Origin of the sequence: Oricola thermophila (assembly GCF_013358405.1) — a bacterium.
GTDB lineage: Bacteria > Pseudomonadota > Alphaproteobacteria > Rhizobiales > Rhizobiaceae > Oricola > Oricola thermophila.
Genome location: NZ_CP054836.1, coordinates 1,131,630 through 1,153,713, shown reverse-complemented (window position 1 = coordinate 1,153,713; position 22,084 = coordinate 1,131,630). Strand labels below are relative to the sequence as shown.

Below are 22,084 nucleotides of genomic sequence, written 5' to 3'. Positions count from 1 at the left end.
GGCGGCCGTGCCCCCAGTCCGGCATTCCGCCGCCCGGACGGGCGGCGCGTGAAATGTCAGTTCCCCTAGCGATACGGCGAGTCGAGCGCGATGTTGCGCGCGATTTCGCGCTCCCACCGGTCGCCGTTCTCCAGGAGTTTTTCCTTGTTGTAGTAGAGTTCCTCACGAGTCTCCGTGGCGAACTCGAAATTCGGCCCCTCGACAATCGCATCCACCGGGCAGGCCTCCTGGCAGAAGCCGCAATAGATGCATTTCACCATGTCGATATCATAACGCACCGTGCGGCGCGTGCCGTCGTTGCGCCGCGGGCCGGCCTCGATCGTGATGGCCTGCGCCGGGCAGATCGCCTCGCAAAGCTTGCAGGCAATGCAGCGCTCCTCGCCATTGGGATAGCGACGCAGAGCGTGCTCGCCGCGGAAGCGCGGGCTGACTGGGCCCTTCTCGTGCGGATAGTTCAGTGTGAACTTCGGCTCGAAGAACCGGCGCATGGACAGGAAGAACGCGCTGATGAATTCCAGCAGCAACAGCGACTTGGCGGCGTGTGCGAGCGTGCTCATTTCATGCCTCTCAGGTCTCAGGCCCAGCCGGTGAGTTTCAGGAACGCCGCGGTGGCAAACACCATGAACAGCGATATCGGAAGGAATACCTTCCAGCCGAGTCGCATGAGCTGGTCATAGCGGTAGCGCGGCACGAAAGCCTTCACCATTGCGAACATGAAGAAGACCATCGAGAGCTTCAGGACGAACCAGAACACGCCGGGCAGCCAGGTGAAGGGTGCGAAATCGAACGGAGGCAGCCAGCCACCGAGGAACAGCACCGTGGTCAGGGCGCACATCAGCAGGATCGCGATATACTCGCCGAGCATGAACAGCATGTACGGCGTCGACGAATACTCGATCATGTGACCGGCGACGAGCTCGGACTCGGCCTCCACCAAGTCGAAAGGCGGACGATTGGTCTCGGCCAGCGCCGAGATGAAGAAGATCACGAACATCGGCAGCAGCCCGAGCCAGTGCCAGTCGAGCAACGTGTTGGGCAGCCCCATGCGGGTGCCGATTCCGTCGGTCTGCGCCATCACGATATCGGTCAGGTTCAGCGAGCCGACACACAGCAGAACGGTGACGATGACGAACCCGATCGAGACCTCGTAGGAGACCATCTGCGCCGCGGAGCGCAGCGCGCCGAGGAACGGATATTTCGAATTCGACGCCCAGCCGGCCATGATCACGCCGTAAACCTCGAGGGAGGAGATGGCGAACACGTAAAGGATACCGACATTGACGGTGGCGATCGCCCATCCCTCGGCGACCGGAACGACCGCCCAGGCGGCAAGCGCCAGCGTGGCAGAGACGAAGGGCGCAAGAAGGAAGATTCCCTTGTTCGAGCCGGCCGGGATGATCGGCTCCTTCAGCACGAACTTCAGCAGGTCGGCGAAGGATTGCAACAGCCCCCATGGACCGACCACGTTCGGTCCGCGCCGCGACTGGACCGCAGCCCAGATCTTGCGATCGGCGTAGAGGATGAAAGCCGTGAACACCAGCAGCGCCACCAGCAGCACAAGCGACTGCAGGAGGATAATCAGGCCGGGGATGACATAGGTATCAAACATGGATGCTGTCCGTTTCCTGCCCTCTTGCCTGCATCATTCCGCGGCCTGCGCGAAACCCTTTTGCGCGAGCGAGGAACACTCCGCCATGACGGCGGATGCCCGTGCAATTGGGTTGGTCAAATAGAAGTCTTTGACCGGCGATGCAAATGCTGACTTGTTCAATTTCCCGCCTTTTTTCGCGAGTGCAGCAATATCGCCCGCATTTCCGGCCTCGATGCCGTCGACATGGGCGAAATGCGGATGTGCCTCGTACAGCTTCGCGCGCAGCTGCTCCAGCGAATCAAAGGGCAGCCTGTGCCCGAGCACATCGGAAAGCGCCCGCAGGATCGCCCAGTCTTCCTTGGCATCGCCGGGCGCGAATCCGGCCCGGGTCGTCATCTGCACCCGGCCTTCCGTATTGACGTAGGTGGCGGATTTCTCCGTGTAAGCGGAAGCCGGAAGGATGACGTCGGCATGGTGCGCGCCGATATCGCCATGGGTCCCGATATAGACCGTGAAGCCGCCCTGCTTGCGCTTGCGCATGTCCATCTCGTCAGCGCCAAGAAGGAACAGCACGTCGCTTTCGGCGAGCATCTTCGCTGCATCCTTGCCGCCCTTGCCCGGCACGAAGCCAAGGTCGAGACCGCCAACGCGGGCCGCTGCGGTGTGAAGCACGGCGAAGCCGTTCCAGTCCCTGGTAACCGCGCCGGCAGCGTCCGCGACCTTCGCGGCAAGCCCGAGGATGGCAGAACCGTCGCCGCGCGCCAGGGCACCCTGCCCGACTATAATCATCGGCCGTTTCGCGGCTTTCAGCTTCCTGAAGAACTTGTGGGTGCCGTCGGCAAGCTCCTTGAGCGTCTCCGGGCCGACGCCCAGCTGCTCGTAGTCATAGCGCAGGTCTCCGAAGTCGCCGATCACCCCGATCTTCACGTCCCCGGCACGCCACGCCTTGCGGATGCGTGCGTTCAGCACCGCCGCCTCGAAGCGCGGGTTCGATCCGACGACGAGTATGGCATCGGCTTCCTCGATGCCTTCGATGGTCGGGTTGAAGATGTAGGAAGCGCGCCCGAGCGAAGGATCGAGCGCAGCGCCGTCCTGGCGGCAATCCAGGTTCGGCGAGCCGAGCGACTCCATCAGCCCCTTCAGCGCGAACATTTCCTCCACGCCGGCGAGATCTCCGGCGATGGCGCCGATGTCGGCGCCCTGCTTGCCGTCCATTGCGGCCTTGATCGCGGCAAAGGCCTGCGACCAGCTCGACGGCCGGAGGCGACCGTCGGCACCGCGGACATAGGGGCGGTCAAGCCGCTGGGTGCGCAGTCCGTCCCAGATGAAGCGGGTCTTGTCGGAAATCCATTCCTCGTTCACCGCCTCGTTGACGCGCGGCATGATACGCATCACCTCGCGGCCCCGCGTATCGACCCGGATGGCAGAGCCGACCGCATCCATGACGTCGATGGATTCCGTCTTCGACAGCTCCCACGGCCGAGCCTGGAAGGCATAGGGCTTGGAGGTCAGCGCGCCGACCGGGCACAGGTCGATGACGTTGCCCTGAAGCTCCGAGCTCATGGCCTGCTCGAGATAGGTGGTGATCTCGGCATCCTCGCCGCGGCCGATCAGGCCGAGCTCGGAAATGCCCGCGACCTCGGTGGTGAAGCGAACGCAACGGGTGCAGTGGATGCAGCGCGTCATGATCGTCTTGACCAGCGGGCCGATATATTTGTCCTCGACGGCGCGCTTGTTCTCCTGGTAGCGCGAGGCATCAACGCCGAAGGCCATCGCCTGGTCCTGCAGGTCGCACTCGCCGCCCTGGTCGCAGATCGGACAGTCCAGCGGGTGGTTGATGAGCAGGAACTCCATCACGCCTTCGCGCGCCTTCTTGACCATCGGCGTGTTGGTGAAGACTTCCGGCGGCTCTCCGTTCGGACCGGGGCGCATGTCCTTGACGCCCATTGCACAGGAGGCGGCAGGCTTGGGCGGACCGCCCTTCACCTCGACGAGGCACATGCGGCAATTGCCGGCAATCGACAGACGCTCGTGGAAACAGAAGCGCGGCACCTCGGCGCCGGCCTCCTCGCACGCCTGCAAGAGCGTGTAGTGGTCCGGAACCTCGACTTCCTTGCCGTCAACCTTGATCACTGCCATGATGCGAAATCCAACCTTCAGTTATTGCCGGCAGCGTCACCGCTGCCGGTATTTCCCTTGCCGCCCGTGCGTTCGTCCACAACACCCATTCGCAACGGACCTCACTTCGCCTTTTTCGCCAGTTCGGCGGCCTGCGCAATCCAGTCGTCGCGCTCGATGCGCCCCTTGAATTGCAGGTAGTCATCCACCCATGCGACTTCGTTCGGCGTCCAGTCGGCGATCTGCGCGTAAGTCCAGATACCGAGCGAATTGAGAACCGCCTCAAGCTTTGGCCCGATGCCTGAAATCGCCTTCAGATCGTCCGGCAGGTCCGGCTTGTCTATCGACTTCGGTTTCACGAAGTCCTCAGGCATGATCGGCACAACCGAAGTCTTCGCGACCGTCTCTTCCGCTTCGGCTTCGATCGCGACGGGCTCCGCCTCCCTCTTCCCGGCGGTGGACGCAGGCTGAGCCGGCGATGCCTCGGCAACATCCGACAACGACCGCGTCTTCGCATCATCGGACGACTCGTCGTCAAACGTGCCGCTCGCAAGGTCGAAATTCATCGGATTCGATACGCCGAACGGAGCGGACAGACCGCCGGTGGTTTCGTTCGCAAGCATGCTGGTGGCGCTCATCGCGCCAGCCATCGAACCGGCCATCATTCCGCAGATCTGCCCCGCCATTCCCATACCGATTGCGGAGGCGGCGGCCATCGCCCCCATGGGATGCGCCGCAAGGTTTGACATGCCCATGAAACGCGGCGTCGCGGCCGCCATCCATCGGGCAGCCTCGTTCTGCAACTCCATCATTTCACCCGCAAAAGCGGTGTATGGGTCGGCCTTCGTCATCGGTTCCTGCAGGTCGTCCAACTTCGACATCTCACCCTCCTTGGGTTTCGTGTGTCCGTTTCGCTCCCCTGCCTTTTGCGTTTCCTCGTATCGGCGGTTGAATCCGCCGATTGCTATTCCGCGGCCTCCAGGACCGGCCGGACCTGATGGGCATTGCGCGTGAACTCGTCGATCCGGCGCTCGATCTCCGGCCTGAAATGGCGGATCAGACCCTGGATCGGCCAGGCGGCGGCGTCGCCGAGCGCGCAGATGGTGTGGCCCTCGACCTGCTTGGTGACGTCCAGCAGCATGTCGATCTCGTGCTTCTGGGCGTTGCCCGTGACGAGTCGCTCCATGACGCGCCACATCCAGCCGGTGCCCTCGCGGCACGGCGTGCACTGGCCGCAGCTTTCGTGCTTGTAGAAGTAGGACAGGCGCGCGATCGCCTTCACGATGTCGGTCGACTTGTCCATGACGATCACCGCAGCCGTACCGAGACCGGATTTCAGGGCCCGCAGCGAGTCGAAGTCCATCGGGCAGTCGATGATCTCCTCGGCCGGGACCAGCGGAACCGAGGAGCCGCCGGGAATGACGGCGAGAAGATTGTCCCAGCCGCCGCGCACACCGCCGCAATGGCGCTCGATCAGCTCGCGGAAGGGAATCGACATCTCCTCTTCCACCGTGCACGGATTGTTGACGTGGCCGGAGACGCAGAACAGCTTGGTGCCGGTGTTGTTCTCCCGGCCGAAGCCGGCGAACCACGCGCCGCCCCGGCGCAGGATTGTCGGCGTAACCGCGATGGATTCGACGTTGTTGACCGTCGTCGGGCAGCCATAAAGACCGACATTGGCCGGGAACGGCGGCTTCAGGCGCGGCTGGCCCTTCTTGCCTTCCAGGCTCTCCAGCAGCGCGGTTTCCTCGCCGCAGATATAGGCGCCTGCACCGTGGTGGACATAGACATCCATGTCCCAGCCGCACTTGTTGTTCTTGCCGAGCAGGCCCGCGTCATAGCACTCGTCGATGGCGGCTTGCAGCGCTTCGCGCTCGCGCATGTATTCGCCGCGGATATAGATGTACGCCGTGTGCGCGCCCATGGCGAAGCCGGCGATCACGCAGCCCTCGATCAGCGTGTGCGGATCGTGGCGCATGATGTCGCGGTCCTTGCAGGTGCCGGGTTCGGATTCGTCGGCATTGACCACGAGATAGTGCGGACGGCCATCCGATTCCTTGGGCATGAAGGACCATTTCAGGCCGGTCGGAAAGCCCGCGCCGCCGCGACCGCGCAGCCCGGAGGCCTTGACCTCGTTGATGATCCAGTCCCTGCCCTTCTCGATCAGCTTCTTCGTGCCGTCCCAGTGGCCGCGTGACATTGCGCCCTTCAGGCTCTTGTCCCGAAGGCCGTAGATGTTGGTGAAAATGCGATCCTTGTCAGCGAGCATCGTTCAGTTCCCTCACCGCGGCTTCTTGCCGAATACCTTGACGTATTCGTCCACGCCGCCCTTGGCCAAAGCCTTCGCCTGTTTCACCCAGTCGTCGCGCTCGATGCGGCCCTTGAATTTCAGGTAGTTGTCCACCCATTCGCGCTCCGCCTTCTTCCACGAGGCCACCTGCTTGAAGGTGTAGATACCCAGCGAATGGAGGATGCCCTCGATCTTCGGACCGACGCCCGAGATCAGCTTCAGGTCGTCGGGCCGGGCCGGCTTCTTGATCGCGGCGGGCCGGTTCTTGTCATCAGGCGCGGCCGCTACTGCCGGCTCGGCCTTTGCCTTGGCCTTGCCTGCCCTGGCCGGCGCTGTCTTCGCTGCCGCGGGCCTCGCCTTCGCGGTCCTGGCCGCGGGTGCCTTCGGCTTCGCGGCAGCCTTGCGCGCGGGCTTGCCGGCAGGTTCCTCGAGCAGGGTCGTCGGGCCGCCGACAGGCGCGGAGTAGACGCGGTCCACCTGCGGTCCCGGCGTGATCGTGTCGCCCTTGCCGGCCTCGAATGCGTCGATGATCTCCTCGAGCCGCTCCGGGGTCAGGTCTTCGTAGGCATCCTTGCCAATCATCACCATCGGCGCATTGACGCAGGCGCCCTGGCATTCGACCTCTTCCCACGACAGCGTGCCGTCACTGTTGAGCGCGAAAGGATCCCTGTTGATCTTCTTTTGGCAGACCTTTTTCAGCTCCTCGGCGCCGCGCAGCATGCAGGGCGTCGTGCCGCAAACTTGGACGTGCGCCCTGGTGCCGACGGGTTGCAGCTGGAACTGGGTGTAGAAGGTCGCCACCTCCAGCACGCGGATCTTCGGCATGCCGAGCATCGCGGCGATGTGCTCGATGGCCGCGCGGGTCACCCAGCCTTCCTGCTCCTGCGCCAGCATGAGAAGCGGAATGACCGCGGACTGCTCGCGACCCTTCGGGTACTTCGCGATCCACTTTTTCGCTTCGGCGGCCATCGCCCGGTTGAACTTGAAGCCGGACGGCTGAAGATTTTCTTCTGCGAGACGACGAACGGACATTAGCGGTCCACCTCACCAAACACGATATCGAGGGAGCCGAGCACGGCGGAGACGTCAGCCAGCATGTGGCCGCGGCAGAGGAAATCCATCGCCTGCAAGTGGGCGTAGCCCGGCGCACGCAGCTTCACGCGGTACGGCTTGTTGGTGCCGTCGGAGACAAGATAGACGCCGAACTCGCCCTTGGGCGCCTCGACGGCCGCGTAGACCTCGCCGGCCGGAACGTGAAAGCCCTCGGTGTAGAGCTTGAAGTGATGGATCAGCGCCTCCATCGACCGTTTCATCTCGCCGCGCTTCGGCGGGACGATCTTGGCGGAGGTGTTGGAGACAGGACCGGACGATTCCTTGCCAAGCAGGCGATCCACGCACTGCCGCATGATCTTCGCGGACTGGCGCATCTCCTCCATGCGGATCAGGTAGCGGTCGTAGCAGTCGCCGTTCTTGCCGATCGGGATTTGGAATTCCATCTCGTCGTAGCACTCGTAGGGCTGCGCCTTGCGCAGGTCCCACCTGGCGCCCGAGCCGCGCACCATGACGCCGGAGAAGCCCCAGGCCCACGCATCCTCCAGCTTGACGACGCCGATATCGACGTTGCGCTGCTTGAAGATGCGGTTGTCGGTCAGCAGCCCGTCGAGATCGTCCACCACCTTGAGGAAGGGGTCGATCCAGTTGCCGATATCCTCGACAAGTTTCTGCGGGATGTCCTGGTGCACGCCGCCGGGCCGGAAATAGGCCGCGTGCATGCGCGCGCCGCAGGCCCGCTCGTAGAACACCATGAGCTTCTCGCGCTCCTCGAACCCCCAAAGCGGCGGCGTCAGCGCCCCGACGTCCATCGCCTGGGTGGTCACGTTGAGAAGGTGCGAGAGAATACGCCCGATTTCGGAAAACAGGACGCGGATCAACTGGCCCCGTTTCGGCACCTCGATATCCAGGAGACGCTCGACGGCCAGCGCATAGGCATGCTCCTGGTTCATCGGCGCCACGTAGTCGAGGCGGTCGAGATAGGGCACGGCCTGCAGGTAGGTCTTCTGCTCCATCAGCTTCTCGGTGCCGCGATGCAGCAGGCCGATATGCGGATCGACGCGCTCGCAGACCTCGCCGTCGAGCTCTAGCACCAGGCGCAGAACGCCGTGCGCAGCCGGATGCTGCGGACCGAAGTTGATGGTGAAATTGCGGACGTTGTGCTCGGTCATTGTTTCGCCTTTTCGTCGCCGGGCAGCACGTAGTCGGTGCCCTCCCAGGGCGAGAGGAAATCGAAATCGCGGAATTCCTGGCGCAGCTTCACCGGCTCGTACACCACGCGCTTCTGCTCGTCGTCGTAACGCACCTCGACGAAGCCGGTCACGGGGAAATCCTTCCTAAGCGGATGCCCCTCGAAACCGTAATCCGTCAGCAGGCGACGCAGGTCCGGATGGCCGGAGAACAGCACGCCATACATGTCGTAGACTTCGCGCTCGTACCAGTTGGCCCCGGGGAAAACGCCCGTGGCACTTGGTACCGGCGTATCCTCGTCCGTCTCGACCTTCACACGGATGCGCTGGTTCAGCGTCGGCGACAGCAGGTGATAGACCACGTCGAACCGCCGCTCGCGCTCCGGGTAGTCGACGCCCGAAATGTCGATGATCGAGACAAACTTCAGCTGGACGTTGTCACGCAGCGCGGTCAGCAGCGGTATCAGGCTGCCGAGACCCGTCGTCACGGTCAGTTCGCCATAGGCGAGATGCGCCTCGTAGTCGATGCCATCCAGCTCGTCGGCGAGCGTGCTGACAAGATCCTGTAGTGTTTCGGTCGTTGCCATCTTGAATGCGGCTCCCTGCCCTGCGGCCCGTCAGCGTTCGATCGTGCCGGTACGGCGGATTTTCTTCTGCAGGAGGAGAACGCCGTAAAGCAGCGCCTCCGCGGTGGGCGGACAACCGGGGACATAGATGTCGACCGGCACGACACGGTCGCAGCCGCGCACCACCGAATAGGAATAGTGGTAGTAGCCACCGCCGTTGGCACATGACCCCATCGAGATGACGTAGCGCGGCTCCGGCATCTGGTCGTAGACCTTCCGGAGCGCGGGCGCCATCTTGTTGGTCAGCGTGCCCGCGACGATCATCACGTCGGACTGGCGCGGAGAGCCGCGCGGCGCGAAACCGAAGCGCTCGCCATCGTAGCGCGGCATCGACATCTGCATCATCTCGACCGCGCAGCACGCCAAGCCGAAGGTCATCCACATAAGCGAACCGGTGCGCGCCCAGTTTATCAGCTCGTCGGTGGAGGTAACGAGAAAGCCCTTGTCGGCCAGCTCATCATTCATCTCGCCGAAAAAAGGATCGTCGGCGCCAACGGGCTTGCCCGTCTTTGGATCAATGATGCCCTTGGGCTGCGGCGCGACGAGCGTGTTATCGCTCAATCCCATTCGAGCGCTCCCTTCTTCCACTCATAGACGAAGCCAATGGTCAAAACGGCCAGGAACACCATCATCGACCAGAATCCAAGCATGCCGATCTCGCTGAACGACACCGCCCACGGAAACAGGAAGGCAACCTCGAGGTCGAAGATGATGAACAGGATGGAGACGAGATAGAACCGCACGTCAAATTTCATGCGTGCGTCGTCGAAGGCGTTGAAGCCGCACTCGTATGCCGACAGCTTTTCCGGGTCCGGGTTCTTGTAGGCCACGATGAAAGGCGCGATCAGGAGCGCGCCACCAATGACGGCACATACGAGAAGGAAAAGGATTATCGGCAGATAGGATGCGATGACTGCGTCCATGACTGGTTTCACCAATTCACTGCGCGGCCAATGGCAATTCGACAAGTGGAAGCGAACCCGCGAGGGGTGCATTGGCCGCAGTTCCGATGTGCACGGGTTAGACCTTGGGATCGTTCTACGCAAGTGCACAATTGGCCAAAATATGCGGGAAAGTTCACAGGACATTGCGTTTCGGGAATTCGAACCCGATTGCGCAGAGCTGTAGAACCCGCTTCACCCTCCCGAAGAGGAACGCGAATCAACCGGGAAAGCTATGCAATATGTCGCTGGCGGAGATGCCGGGAACCGAATGTCCCGACATCCCGGGATCAAGCTGGCTCCGGAAGGCGATGCTCGTGTTCGCCCGATTTCGCGTCTTCATGCGCCGCGCCGACGCCTGCGCAAAGCACGACCTTGCGAATGGTGAAAGCCTCGGCATATCGTTCCGGCGCGCGGCATTCCATTCCGCGCAGGCGTGCCAGTCCGCGAAAGGTCTCGGCGTCGAACCAGTCCTTCGAACGCTGGCTGCCGAAGTTGCGGTCGAGGTACTCGATCTTTCTCTCAACCGCATCCGCGGAAAGCGGGAAATAGAAGTTCGGCTGCCCGAGATCACCGTCCCACTTGGGAATCTCGTATTCCATGATCATGTTATTTCGGAACACGTTCCATGTCAGCGCGCTAACCTCGCGGTGATCCTGGTGAGCATCCGTGCGGCTGTGGGTGAACACCAGATCCGGGTCGTATCCCTGCCGCAGATTCAGCATCCACTCCTTGATTGCCCTGCTCTGGTCCGGGAAATAAGTGTCCTCGAACTTGCCGAGCAGTATCTTGGTCTCGCAAGCCTCCCCGAGGAAGTCACGGGCGGATCGCTCCGCCTCTAATTCGCGCTGGCCAATGGCACTGAGAACGCACCACCGGATGCTGCGGATGGCGCCGGCTTCCAGCAAACTGAGGATCGTTCCCCCGAGGCCGATCTCGATATCGTCGGAATGCGCGCCCAAACACAAGACATCGAGGCCGCGCCCGTCCGGTACGAGATTGAGCGGTGTCACCCTATCGCCCTCACCTTTGCGAGACGCTTCCGCTCCTCGGTTTCGCGAATGTTCCACGGCATCTCGCCCTTCTCGACCATCTCCTGGAGCGTCTGCCAGTCGCGCAGCGTGTCCATGGAACGCCAGAAGCCTTCATGCTTGTATGCCATGAGCTGGTTGTCGGCGATCAGCCGCTCGAAGGGCTCGAGCACGAACTCCTCGCCTTCGCGCATGTAGTCGAAGACTTCCGGCCGCAATATGAAATAGCCGCCGTTTATCCAGATATCCGACCGGTCAGAGCTACGGAATTCGCGGACCTCCCCGTCCTCGGCCATGTCAACAATATGATAGGTGAGCGGCGGCCGCACAGCGAGGAAGCAGGCCAGCTTGCCGCTCTCCTCGAACTTGGCGATCATGTCGTCGAGATCCACATTGGTCAGGCCGTCGCTGTAGTTCGCGAGAAACATTTTCTCGTCCTTGACATAGTCCCGCGCGGCCCAGAGGCGCTCCCCGATATTGCGCCAGATGCCTGTGTCTATGAGCGTCACCGTCCAGTCCTCGGCCGCAGCCTCGTCGAGCAGCTGCACGTCGCGACCGCCATTTGAGATCACGCAGTCGGCAAATGTCTGGGGTTTCGAGTTCAGAAAGAACTCCTTGATGACATTCGCCTTGTAGCCCAGGCAGAGCACGAAATCGGTGTGCCCGTGATCGCTGTAGTATTGCATCACGTGGCGCAGGATTGGCTGATGCCCCACCGGAATCATCGGCTTCGGGATCGACTCGGAAAAATCGCGGATACGGGTACCGAGACCGCCGCAGAACAGTACGACCTTCATGCTCAATCCTCCGCTGGATCGTAGACGGTGACATTCGGAATCGGCACGACGAATTTCGCGCCCCACTCCCTGACATGCTGCATCTGGCGCATGATCTCGTCCCGGAGGTTCCAGGGCAGGATCAGGATGTAGTCGGGACGCGCCTCGTCGATCGCATCGACCGGCAGGATGGGGATGTGCATGCCCGGGGTCACGCGCCCGTGCTTGTAGGGATTGCGATCGACCGTGAAATCGAGAAAGTCCGTGCCGATGGCGCAATAGTTCAAAAGCGTGTTGCCCTTGCCCGGCGCGCCGTAACCGCAGACGGTCTTGCCCTCGTTCTTGGCGGCAATGAGAAAGGAAAGCAGGTCGCGCTTCACCTTCTTCGCCTTTTCTCCAAAGGACAGATAGGCGTTTATGTCGTTCAGCCCGCCGTCGCGTTCCCGCTTGAGAAGCTGGCCGACCTGCATGCTCACGGGCACCCGGGCCTCGCGATGGGACAGGTAGACCCTCAGCGATCCGCCATGGGTCGGCAGTTCTTCCACATCGACGACCTTCAGATCGTGGCGGCGCGCGATTTCCGTAACCGTCAGTAGCGAGAAATAGGAAAAGTGCTCGTGATAGATCGTGTCGAACTGGTTCTCCGCCATCAGCTTCTCGATGTGGGGAAATTCCAGCGTGACGATGCCTTCCGGCTTGAGAAGGATCTTTATGCCGCCGACGAAATCGTTGAGGTCGGGAACCTGCGCCAGGACGTTGTTGCCGACAATAAGGTCGGCCTTCTTTCCTTCCGCTGCGAGTTTCGTGGCCAGCTCGACACCGAAGAAATCGACGACGGTCGGGATTCCCTTGTCGATCGCGGCTTGCGCAACGTTGACTGCCGGCTCGACGCCCATGACGGGGACCTTCATCGGCAGGAAATGTTGCAACAGGTATCCGTCGTTGCTCGCCAGTTCGACGACGAGGCTCGTATCGTCGAGATCGAGACGTTCCGCGATGACTTCGCAATAGCGACGCGCATGCTCGACCCAGCTTGTCGAGTAGGACGAGAAATATGCGTACTCGGTGAAGATCTCCTCCGGGCTCACATATTCGTCGAGCTGCACGAGGAAGCACTCCTCGCATGTGCGCACATGAAGGGGATAGTAATGCTCGACCCGGTCGACCTCGTTCCGCTTGATGAAGTTCTCGCAAGGCGGGGACATGCCGAGATCGACAAAGGTGTGTCGCAGATCGCTGCCGCACAGCCTGCAGGTCGGAATGCGGTCGGTTTCCTGCGTCGCGCGCGTCCGGCTGATTGAATCGGCACCCATGAAATGTCCACCTCTAACGAACCCTACCCAGTCCGTGACGATAGAAACGAACGTTCCTGCCGCCGAGATGCCTATCCGTTCGAAACGGTCATCCGATTGATGCAACGCACGCGTGCGGGTCCGCGCCGCAATTCACTGACGATGACAATCTGGCGAATGCAGCCAACCAAAGGTGATGGCTCCGCCGTGCGGCTACCACTTTTGGCAAGGTATGTATCCACGACCCGACTGGGGTAACCAGTAGGAAAAGCGGTTGCCGCATCGCGGGGCCGGCATCCCGATCAGCAGGGACGAAAGCATGGATTTCCAGGAAACAGACCTGCCGGACGTCTGGCTCGTGAAACCGGTTCCCATCGAGGACGAGCGAGGTTCGTTCGCGCGCATATTTTGTGCCGAGGAATTCGGCGCGCGCGGCCTGGAAACGAATTTCGTGCAGCACAGCCAGTCCCATTCGGTGAAACGCGGCACGCTGCGCGGGCTGCATTTCCAGGCGCGGCCCCATGAAGAGGTCAAGCTGGTACGCTGCCTCGCAGGCGCCATGTGGGATGTCGTCGTCGACAACCGGCCGGACTCGCCGACCTATCTGCAATGGGCGTCCTTCCTGCTCACGCCCGAAAACCGGCACCAGGTCCTGATCCCGAAAGGCTTCGCACACGGTTTCCAGACGCTCGAGGACGACACGGTAACCCACTATCTCATTTCGGAGTTCTACAAGCCGGAAGCCGCGCGCGGGCTGCGGTTCGACGACCCCGCAATCGGTATAGAGTGGCCGCTCGAGCCAACCGAAATGTCGCGGAAGGACCTGGCCTGGCCGCTGCTGTCCGACCGCTGATCACCCGTCAGGTGAGCAGGTCGGCCTCCCGAAGCAATTGCGCGGCCCTGAGCAATTCGCCGAACGGCATCCCCGACCGCTCCGCCATGTCGAGCAGCGTGTGTTTTCCGTCGGCGAGATTGAGCACCCAGAGAAGCGGCATCACGCTGGTCACGCCGCCGGAATCGCCCCCGATCGACGAGTAAAGCCCCCGACGCCCCAGCTGCGGCTCCCCCTTGGGAGAAAGGTTCACCGGCGTGTAATCCGCCTCGACGATCTCGATTACCTTCATGATGATGTCGAACGATGTCCGAAGGTGTTCGGGGGCGATAAAGTCCAGGTTGTCCGCGGATGTGTGATATTCCGGAAACGTGCCGAAGGCACTGCGCTGGAACAGGCCCACAGGCAGGTCGAACCCGGGCGAGCAATACTGGCGCTCGTCATAGCCATATGGCGAAAAGTCCAGCAGGACGGGATCCAGGCCGCTATGCTCGAGCACGTGCCGCATGGCGCGGTCTATGAAGGCATCCCCTCGCCGGCTGCTCTTGTATGTCGGCCCGCCGGAATCCCCGACGCAGGAGACGACGAGCCCGTGATCGATCGCAAGCCTGTCCTCGTTGGCCGACAGCCATGCCAATGCACCGACCGTGCCCGGGGCGAACAGGAATCGGTAGCTGTAGCGCGTTTTGCGGGAGCGCAATGTTCGCGCCAGCAGGGTCAGGAGCGCAAGCCCCGAACAGTTGTCGTTCGCCAGCGAAGGGTGGCAGATATGCGCGCTGAGCAGAAACTCCCTCCCGCTCTGCCCCTCGTGCAGATACTCGCCATAGGTCAGGCTGCCGTCAGAGAGATCCGAATCTATGAAGACCTCGTAGGTGCCCTCCGGCAATGCCGAAAGCGCCCGGTGGCTCAGGCAGAAGCCCCATCGTTCCGCGTGATAGGAAGTTCGATACGGTATCAGGTCAGGTTGATCCGGCAGGGTGAAGCAGTGCTCCTTCAACTCCGCCAGCGAGACCTTCTTGTGCACCGGAACGGAGTAGTTCAGCACATGCAGGTTGCTCGCCTTGAAATCGATGACCTTGCGGCCGGACGGGTCCTTTACCCAGGCGTCGCGGATGTTCCATTCCCTAGGCGCTGTCCAGTCGAACATCGGCGTTCCGGTCGGCACCTCGACCCGTTCAAGCGGGATGTGTCGCGCCAGGATGTCCAGCGTCTGGCGAACACCGTTTCCGGTGATGCTCCGGCAAAGGGGATAGATCTCGGCAGCGAGTGCATAGCATGCACCGCCGAGATCGCCTTCGGCGATCAGGTCGTCGACCGGGCGCAACTGCCGGGGAGCATTCACCGCTTGTCCCGCATGCCTAGACGGCTTCTGCCGGTTCGGGTGCCATTTCGCGGGAGGATGCGTGCCGCAATCGCTGGTCGAGGATACCCTCGGCGATAAGGTACCTGATATGCGCAATGCGCTGGTATCGCGGCCCCTCGAATTCCGCGGCGGTCAGGCCGGCACCGCTGTAGGCCGCATAAAGCTGCTCGGCACCCTTCCTGGCATCCCACTGCGGAACGGCTTCCGGCATCACGCGAGCAAGCTTCTCGAAGCTGACCCGGTAGGACCGCTTGTCCGGCCCGGCGTCAGACGCGAATTCCAGCCGGCAGCCGGGCACCACATTGGCTACGATCTCGGCGATCTCCCGGATACGGTAATTGTGGTCGGTATGGCCCACGTTGAATGCCTCGTTCCAGACGGCATCCCGGGGCGCGGTCAATCCCGCGATGAAGGCGCGGGAAATGTCCTCGATATGGACGATCGGCCGCCAGGGCGTGCCGTCCGACTTCATCAGGATGACGCCGTTCGTGACCGCCCATGCGACAAGGTTGTTGAGAACGATGTCGAAACGCAGGCGTGGCGAAACCCCGTAGGCCGTCGCCGGACGGAAATAGACCGGGCAGAAGTTCCGGTCCGCCAGTTCCGAGATCGCGCGCTCCGATGCGACCTTGGAACGACCGTATGCCGTGACCGGATTGAGTTCGCCGGTCTCGTCTATGAGGTCGCTGCCGGACTGGCCGTAGTTGGAACATGACGAGGCGAAGAGGAAGCGCTTGACGCCGGCTTCCTTGGCCGCCTTCGCCATGCGAACGCTGGCGAGATAGTTTATGTCCTCGGTCAGGCCGGCATTCAGGTCGCCGAGCGGATCGTTGGACAGGGCCGCGAGATGGATCACCGCGTCGAAGCCCTCGAGATCGTGAGGCGTCACGTCGCGCACGTCCTTGCGAAGCCACGGCACCTCGACCTTCGTTCCGCCGCCGGCATAGGTGCACCGTTCATAGAGGTCGGTATCGTAGCCGCTGACCTCATGCCCTGCGGCAATCAGCATCGGCACCATGACCGACCCGATATAGCCCTGATGGCCGGTGACGAGAACTTTCATGATCCCACTCCTGAATTGCTCCGGTGACAGGTACCGGCTTCATGCCCGGCTTGGCGAGACGGCAGATCGGCTAATCGGGCGACAACCGATGCGCCACCGGCTACCGAAAACCGCCGAGACTCCACCCAATGGATGAAGCCGCATACGGCATTAGCAGGCTTCCGGAATGTCCGGAGCAACGCCGGGATACGGTTCTCCGTGGAAATCTTCAGTACCGGATCGTGTTGAATCTGCGGAAGACGACATCCGACGGTCGTCCGACGAGGAAGTTTTCCACGCCGTCGGAAATCGCCTTCGCGTAGACGGACAGCGCCCCGTCGAAAGCGTCGATCGTCCGGTCGATGTCCTCGTCGCCGTGGGCGTAGCTCACCACGAGCGAAGGCGCCAGGACGCCCCGCTTTATCGTTTCCTGCAGAAGAAGGCTGCGAAAGGCCTGCGACGGCCTGCCTTCCGGGTCGAGAGCCGAGTAGAAGAGGCAGCAGTCACGACCGACGACCTTGACGAATGGCGTCAGCCCGTGCCGTTCGATCGCCTCCCCGATCCCCTTGCGCAGGCGCCTGCCTTGGCGTGCGAAATGCTCGACAACCGGCTCGGTCTGGTATGTGCGCATTGTTGCAATCGCCGCGGCAAGCGCGTGCGTTTCCGCTCCATGCGTGGTGGACAGGAGAAACACGCGCGGCTTGTCCGTGTGCTCCAGCCCGCCGAGACGCATGTATTCGCGCTTTCCGGCAAGAGCAGACACGGAAAAGCCGTTCGACATCGCCTTGCCGAAGATCGAAAGATCCGGCACGACGCCATAGAGCGCCTGCGCGCCATTGGCATGCCAGCGAAAGCCGGTGATGGTCTCGTCGAAGATCAGAAGCGCGCCGTTTTCGTGGCACAGTTGCTGAAGCGCCTGCAGATAGCCTGCCGGAGGGTCATCGGTCCGCGCGGGTTCCAGGATGAAGGCGGCGATCCGGTTCGGGTACCGGTCGAAGAGCTCGGCCGCCGCGGCTATGTCACCATAGGGGAATTGAAGCGTGAGCGCCTTGACCTGTTCGGGAATGCCGGCATCCATCGCGGTCGTGCCGATAAACCAGTCGTCTGTCGAGAAGAACGGATGATCGGCGCAACGCGCGACCAGGTCGCGATCCGTATAGGCCCGGGCAAGTTTCAACGCGCCCGAGGTGGCATCCGAACCATCGCTGCAGAACTTGACCATCTCGGCGGTCGGAACTGACGCCAGAAAAGCCTCCGCGCAATCGACCTCGATCCGCGCCGGTCGCGTGAAGTTCGAGCCGGATACCAGCGTTTCGCGGACTGCCGCGAGCACGGGTTCATAGGCATGTCCCAGGCTGACCGCCCGGTTGCCCATTCCGTATTCGACATATTCGTTTCCGTCGACATCCCAGACATGGCAGCCGAGACCGCGCTCGATAAAGCCTGGCGAGAGGACCGGATACTGGTCGTCACCCTTCGCATAGGTGTGGCAGCCGCCGGGTATCAGGGATCTGGCGCGCCTGCGAAGCTGGTTGGACTCTCTGTAGATGTCGAACGGAACGTTCACCGGTCAATTCACCTTGTGCATTGGTTCCTTGCCGGGCCGAGAGATCCGGAAAGTTCCCGGCCGGCAAGATCGGGTGTGCCGGCATTCGCCATGGGCCGTCGAATGGCCGCGCCGAAATGCTAGCGCCGCGATCCGGACGTGTAAAAGCCGAAGAAATCGGTAGCTCGCTCCCCCAAAAAGAGTAACAGCCGCACCGCACAACGGATGTGACCGACGGAATTCGCGAAGCCGCAAACAACAAAGCCGCGCCGCATGTGCTGCGGCGCGGCAATGACCGGTTGTACGCGGATCGGCCTATTGCAAGGCGCTTCCGCCCTTCTCCATCAATTGGTTGATCTTGAACGCCACCTCGGTGCGGTTCGTGGCATTGAGCTTCTTCATGATGTTGCGGATATGCACCTTCACCGTGCTTTCCCGCAGATTGAGCTCATAGGCGATAATCTTGTTCGCCTTACCCCGGCGCAATGCCTGTGCAACCTCTGCCTGACGCTGCGTGAACAGGCCGGCCATCGGGTTGTCTTCCTCGCTCCGTGTCCTGAACCGGTCGCGCATCGACATGACCGCACTTGCCGGCAGGAAAGTACCTCCGACCATCGCCAGCCGGATGCTTTCGAGGCAAACCGCCATACCGAGCGAAGTGGGAATATATCCCCGGGCTCCGCAATCGATGACCTCGACCATGTTGGAAAGATCATCGCTATCAGAAAGCACGACGACCGGAATATCCCGCATCTCCTCGGTCGTCTTACGCAGCCAATCCAGGAAACCTGCATCGCCGAGTTGAGAACCGCCCACGCTCACGAGGACGGCACCAGCCGGACCATGGGAATCCCTGACCTTCTTCCAATCATCCAATGTATCGAATGCGAGGATTTCCAGATCGGGACCGTAGTCCCTCAATACGCGAACAAAGCATTCCCTGTTCAAGGCACGCTTGTCCACGAAAACCAGGGAGCACTTGTCACCGCGCTCCGCCGGACGGGTCAAACCGATCGTCGAGGTTTGACCAATTTCACTCAAGTCGCCATTTCTGACGTCCTCAATGCGCGCATCAACCATAGTCCTTTCTCCAGCCCTGATAGCGTCAACGCATTTTGCGATGACATTAAGAAAGGATGCCGAAGGCGCCCCTATACCCTCATTTGCCGACTGCCCCTCCGGCTGCACCACATTCACCTAGACAGACAACGCCAACGAAATCTTGGCATTGACGTTAAGGAACGTTAATCGAGAGTTAAGTTATTATTGCTAACCTAAATTAACATGTGGAAATAAAACGTGTTTTCCGTTTACTTTCGACATTCGGTTACCGATCTACGGTGCAATTTCGGAGAGTATTTCGGAATTGACGGCCCCCTTGCGGATGATGGCCTTCATCCAAAGGCGGTAACGATCAACAGGTCCCCGAATGGTTTTACACGGAAGCGCATGGCGGCGCCCCCGGACTAAAAGACGGATGCCGCGGGCGCATGCTACGCCAGACGGTCGGCTGGACAGCAGTCCCGCCACTTCATAGCTTTCCATCCGCGCGATGGCAGGACTGGGTCGCAAAAACCATACCTGCGCGAAAGAGCGCGGGAAACATGGGGCGCAGCCAGAGTTGCGACAAGAACCAGTCGGCATGGAATTTAACTCGGGATATTGGCTCGCAAGGACAATGGTACCGATCGATCTCGTCAGGATGCTCAGAAAGAAGGCGGACCACGCCACGCGGATCTCGGATGATGTCTTTTCCTCCTTGAAGGGCATTTCTCCGGAATACGCCCTGCACACGTCTCGCTATCTGGAAGCGCAGGCCCAGGAGATGCAGAACATCCTGATGGGCCTTGCAGCCACCGACTGCGAACTTCCCGTCACCAAGTCTGCAAGCAGGCTCGTCACCAGCTGCTCGGACATGGCATTGCAGACGGCCGCCGAGGCGCTGGACCGCTATCCGACCGAGCAAAACGCAAAGATCGACGGCTGAGCCGATCTGTATTGCGCAGGCTGGGCGCTTGCGGCCAGCGCAAGCTAATCCGTTTCACATCGAAAGCTTCTACCGCTCGTTGCCCGCGCAATACCGATTAGGGGGCTCCGAAACAGCATCATGAGGATGAACCGATAAGCCGATTGGCGACCTGTTCGCAAACCGAGCATGCAACTACGCTTCCGGTACGGCCCTTAAAGGCCAGGAACGGACGAACCGGCCCGGCTCCGGTCAGACTTTCGGGATGCAATTGGTGGGATCAGGGATTTCGGCGCGCTTCTCCAACGAGCAATGGCTCGAACAGCCCGGACGGAACCGGAAAGCCGTCCGAGCGCGAACCGGGCTGCCCGACCGTACCGTCAGTGTCCGGGCACGGGAGTGCCGGTCCCAACTCCGGGAAAGCCCGGCAAACGAATTGCGAGAGTCATGAACACGGTGCGCATCATACCAGAACAGGTCGACACCGCCCCGGACGGGGCGTTTGCGGACTTCATCGACCTCGCCAGCGTCCTCGATTTCCTCAAGAGCTATTCGGCGGCGATACTTGTCTCCGTTATTCTCGGCATTCTCGTCGCGGCGCTTTACGGGGCAACTTCTCAAACGCTCTATTCCGCACGAACGCAGATCATTATCGAACCGAAGATCCATCAGCTCCAGCAAGCCGTTTCCGATATCAATCTCTCTCTCGACACGCCGCAGATCGAGAGCCAGATCGCAATGCTCAAGTCCGAGAAGATCGCGAGCATGGTCGTGGAGCAGCTCCGCCTGACTGAAAACGAGGCATTCCTCAGGTCGGGGGAAACATCGCTGCTGGCCCGGTTTCGCCGGGCCGTATCCTTCGTATCCGGCGCGAATTCCCCGGCGGTGCTGGAGGCACCGGACGCGGCGACCGATGATCCCGTTACCCCGCCGGACGCCGTTTCGTCGGACCCGAACTCGAACGCGGAACCGGCCGTCGCCGTCGACCCGGCCACCGGCGAGACGAGAGTCTCGCCGGACTACGCACGCTATCGTTCGGCCATCGAATTGCTGTCCCGCCGCCTGACGGTTCGCCGCGAAGGCGTCTCATATGCCATTGAAATCTCGTTCAATGCGCACAGCCCGGAACTGGCCGCGGATGTAGCCAATGCCGTGGCAAATTCCTATGTCCGCGAGCAGATCGAGAACAAGTCGCGCGGCGCCAAGGAAGGCAGCCGCTGGCTCGAGGCCCGGCTTCAGGAACTGCGCAACCAGATGAACTTGGCCACGCAGGCCGCGCAGGCATTCCGTGCAAAGCACGACTACAGCATCGGCGTGGACCCGGACAAGGTCGACGACATACCGGGCGAGGACCTGCTCCCGGGCAAGGACATCAGCTCCATTCTCCAGGATCGGCTGAAGGGCCCCACGCTCGAAGAGCTGGAAGTGACGGCAGATACCTACAGGAAGATCTACGAGAGTGTCCTGCAGGCCTACATGAGTTCGGTCAGCCAGCAGTCCTATCCCTCCGCGGATGCCAGGATCATCACACCGGCTTCTCCAGCCATTGAACCCAGTCATCCGAGGATGAAATTGCTTCTGGCGTTCGGCGCCTTCGCCGGCATGATGGTGGGCATTGCCGTGGCATTCGGCCGCCAGATGCTCGACGACCGCGTAAGGACCCCCCAACAGCTTTGGAACGAGATCGGACTGAATTGCCTGGGCGAGTTGCCCCGGCCGCCACGCCAATGGCCGGGCAGGCCGCGTTTTGACACGGTCACCCGTTTCCCGAAGTCCGAATATGTACGCGCGCTGATGGCGCTCGGCACAACCCTCCGCCTCATGGAGGGGTCCGCTCCGATCCGCTGCATCGGGATCACTTCGGGGGACGCCGAAGCCCGCAAGGGCGAGTTTGCCTGCCACCTCGCCGCGATGTACGAAAGGAAGGGGATCCGCACGCTTGTCATGAATGCCGACCCTTCGAACTCGGCTCTGACCCTGGACCTGCCTACGACATTTGCCGCGAAGCCAACACCGGCAGACAAGAGGAAGAACAGCAAGGTATCGGGTCAAATCAGGGCGGTGGCAGGACAAAGTTTCGATTTCCTGCCGGGTGGAACTGCACTCTACAAGCAGCTGAATGACGCCGACCATTACGCAGCGGCGGCGGAGCAGTTGCAGAACTACAAAATGATCGTCGTGGAATTGCCCCCCGTCAGCCCGGGCATGGATGCTTTCCCCCTGGAACAGATGCTGGACGGCGTTGTGCTCTACGCGGAATACGGAAAGAGCCGAATGGCCATCCTCGCCGACGCCCTGAATACGCTTGCCGCCATCGGCACGCCTGTCATGGGCTGCGTCGTCGCTGACGTGAGGGTGCGTTCGAGACGGGCCTACAACCGCATGCCAGTGCCCGCAGCGCAGCAGTTGCGCTAGGAAGACAGCCGGCCG

19 protein-coding genes and 1 pseudogene are annotated in these 22,084 nt (G+C 61.6%); 3 read left to right on the top strand and 17 right to left on the bottom strand.

Going from position 1 to position 22,084, the window contains the following annotated elements:
• Positions 1–65: 65 nt before the first annotated feature.
• From nuoI to HTY61_RS05470, 13 genes and pseudogenes are all read right to left on the bottom strand, one after another.
• A complete protein-coding gene (nuoI, locus tag HTY61_RS05530) occupies positions 66–557 on the bottom strand; it encodes an NADH-quinone oxidoreductase subunit NuoI (RefSeq protein WP_175275854.1) in 492 nt (163 codons plus the stop codon).
• A gap of 17 nt (positions 558–574) precedes the next feature.
• Positions 575–1,609, bottom strand: coding sequence for an NADH-quinone oxidoreductase subunit NuoH (gene nuoH / locus HTY61_RS05525; protein WP_175275853.1), 1,035 nt, complete (start codon positions 1,607–1,609; stop codon positions 575–577).
• A gap of 33 nt (positions 1,610–1,642) precedes the next feature.
• Entirely contained in the window at positions 1,643–3,730 is a 2,088-nt protein-coding gene (gene nuoG / locus HTY61_RS05520; RefSeq protein WP_175275852.1) for an NADH-quinone oxidoreductase subunit NuoG, read from the bottom strand.
• Positions 3,731–3,831: 101 nt separating this feature from the next.
• Complete coding sequence (locus HTY61_RS05515; protein ID WP_246272939.1) at positions 3,832–4,590, bottom strand: NADH-quinone oxidoreductase subunit E; 759 nt, start codon at positions 4,588–4,590, stop codon at positions 3,832–3,834.
• 83 nt (positions 4,591–4,673) lie between these two features.
• Positions 4,674–5,978 carry an NADH-quinone oxidoreductase subunit NuoF gene (nuoF, locus tag HTY61_RS05510; RefSeq protein WP_175275851.1) on the bottom strand — a complete coding sequence of 435 codons (1,305 nt, stop codon included), beginning with the start codon at positions 5,976–5,978 and terminating at the stop codon, positions 4,674–4,676.
• 12 nt (positions 5,979–5,990) lie between these two features.
• Positions 5,991–7,031: an NADH-quinone oxidoreductase subunit NuoE gene (gene nuoE / locus HTY61_RS05505; RefSeq protein WP_175275850.1), complete on the bottom strand. Its 1,041-nt coding sequence runs from the start codon at positions 7,029–7,031 to the stop codon at positions 5,991–5,993.
• On the bottom strand, positions 7,031–8,221 hold the full coding sequence (locus tag HTY61_RS05500) for an NADH-quinone oxidoreductase subunit D (RefSeq protein WP_175275849.1): 1,191 nt from the start codon (positions 8,219–8,221) through the stop codon (positions 7,031–7,033). Before HTY61_RS05500 ends, nuoE begins: the two co-directional genes overlap by 1 nt.
• On the bottom strand, positions 8,218–8,826 hold the full coding sequence (locus HTY61_RS05495; protein ID WP_175275848.1) for an NADH-quinone oxidoreductase subunit C: 609 nt from the start codon (positions 8,824–8,826) through the stop codon (positions 8,218–8,220). The genes HTY61_RS05500 and HTY61_RS05495 overlap by 4 nt, the downstream gene beginning before the upstream one ends.
• A 30-nt stretch (positions 8,827–8,856) precedes the next feature.
• Positions 8,857–9,432, bottom strand: a complete 576-nt coding sequence (locus tag HTY61_RS05490) for a NuoB/complex I 20 kDa subunit family protein (protein WP_175275847.1) — start codon at positions 9,430–9,432, stop codon at positions 8,857–8,859.
• Complete coding sequence (locus HTY61_RS05485) at positions 9,423–9,788, bottom strand: NADH-quinone oxidoreductase subunit A (protein WP_175275846.1); 366 nt, start codon at positions 9,786–9,788, stop codon at positions 9,423–9,425. The genes HTY61_RS05490 and HTY61_RS05485 overlap by 10 nt, the downstream gene beginning before the upstream one ends.
• 383 nt (positions 9,789–10,171) lie before the next feature.
• Positions 10,172–10,819 (bottom strand): annotated as a pseudogene (locus HTY61_RS05480) (PIG-L deacetylase family protein); the annotation flags it as partial.
• A complete protein-coding gene (locus HTY61_RS05475; protein WP_175275844.1) occupies positions 10,816–11,634 on the bottom strand; it encodes a glucose-1-phosphate cytidylyltransferase in 819 nt (272 codons plus the stop codon). The gene HTY61_RS05475 and the pseudogene HTY61_RS05480, both read right to left, overlap by 4 nt.
• 2 nt (positions 11,635–11,636) lie before the next feature.
• Complete coding sequence (locus tag HTY61_RS05470) at positions 11,637–12,926, bottom strand: class I SAM-dependent methyltransferase (protein ID WP_175275843.1); 1,290 nt, start codon at positions 12,924–12,926, stop codon at positions 11,637–11,639.
• A 298-nt stretch (positions 12,927–13,224) separates the two neighbouring features.
• Between HTY61_RS05470 and rfbC the strand changes: the two genes are divergently transcribed.
• Positions 13,225–13,758 carry a dTDP-4-dehydrorhamnose 3,5-epimerase gene (gene rfbC / locus HTY61_RS05465; RefSeq protein ID WP_175275842.1) on the top strand — a complete coding sequence of 178 codons (534 nt, stop codon included), beginning with the start codon at positions 13,225–13,227 and terminating at the stop codon, positions 13,756–13,758.
• A 7-nt stretch (positions 13,759–13,765) separates the two neighbouring features.
• Here rfbC and HTY61_RS05460 read toward each other — a convergent pair whose 3' ends face one another.
• The 4 genes from HTY61_RS05460 to HTY61_RS05445 all read right to left on the bottom strand — a co-directional run bounded on the left by HTY61_RS05460 (position 13,766) and on the right by HTY61_RS05445 (position 18,768).
• Positions 13,766–15,079: a DUF4910 domain-containing protein gene (locus HTY61_RS05460; protein ID WP_428978278.1), complete on the bottom strand. Its 1,314-nt coding sequence runs from the start codon at positions 15,077–15,079 to the stop codon at positions 13,766–13,768.
• A 16-nt stretch (positions 15,080–15,095) separates the two neighbouring features.
• Positions 15,096–16,163, bottom strand: coding sequence for an NAD-dependent epimerase/dehydratase family protein (locus HTY61_RS05455; protein WP_175275841.1), 1,068 nt, complete (start codon positions 16,161–16,163; stop codon positions 15,096–15,098).
• A gap of 208 nt (positions 16,164–16,371) precedes the next feature.
• Positions 16,372–17,709, bottom strand: a complete 1,338-nt coding sequence (locus HTY61_RS05450; RefSeq protein ID WP_175275840.1) for a glutamate-1-semialdehyde 2,1-aminomutase — start codon at positions 17,707–17,709, stop codon at positions 16,372–16,374.
• Between the two features lie 294 nt (positions 17,710–18,003).
• Complete coding sequence (locus tag HTY61_RS05445; RefSeq protein WP_175275839.1) at positions 18,004–18,768, bottom strand: response regulator transcription factor; 765 nt, start codon at positions 18,766–18,768, stop codon at positions 18,004–18,006.
• 598 nt (positions 18,769–19,366) lie between these two features.
• Between HTY61_RS05445 and HTY61_RS05440 the strand changes: the two genes are divergently transcribed.
• A complete protein-coding gene (locus tag HTY61_RS05440; RefSeq protein ID WP_175275838.1) occupies positions 19,367–19,675 on the top strand; it encodes a hypothetical protein in 309 nt (102 codons plus the stop codon).
• 426 nt (positions 19,676–20,101) lie between these two features.
• Positions 20,102–22,069, top strand: coding sequence for a GumC family protein (locus HTY61_RS05435; RefSeq protein ID WP_175275837.1), 1,968 nt, complete (start codon positions 20,102–20,104; stop codon positions 22,067–22,069).
• Positions 22,070–22,084 lie beyond the last annotated feature (15 nt).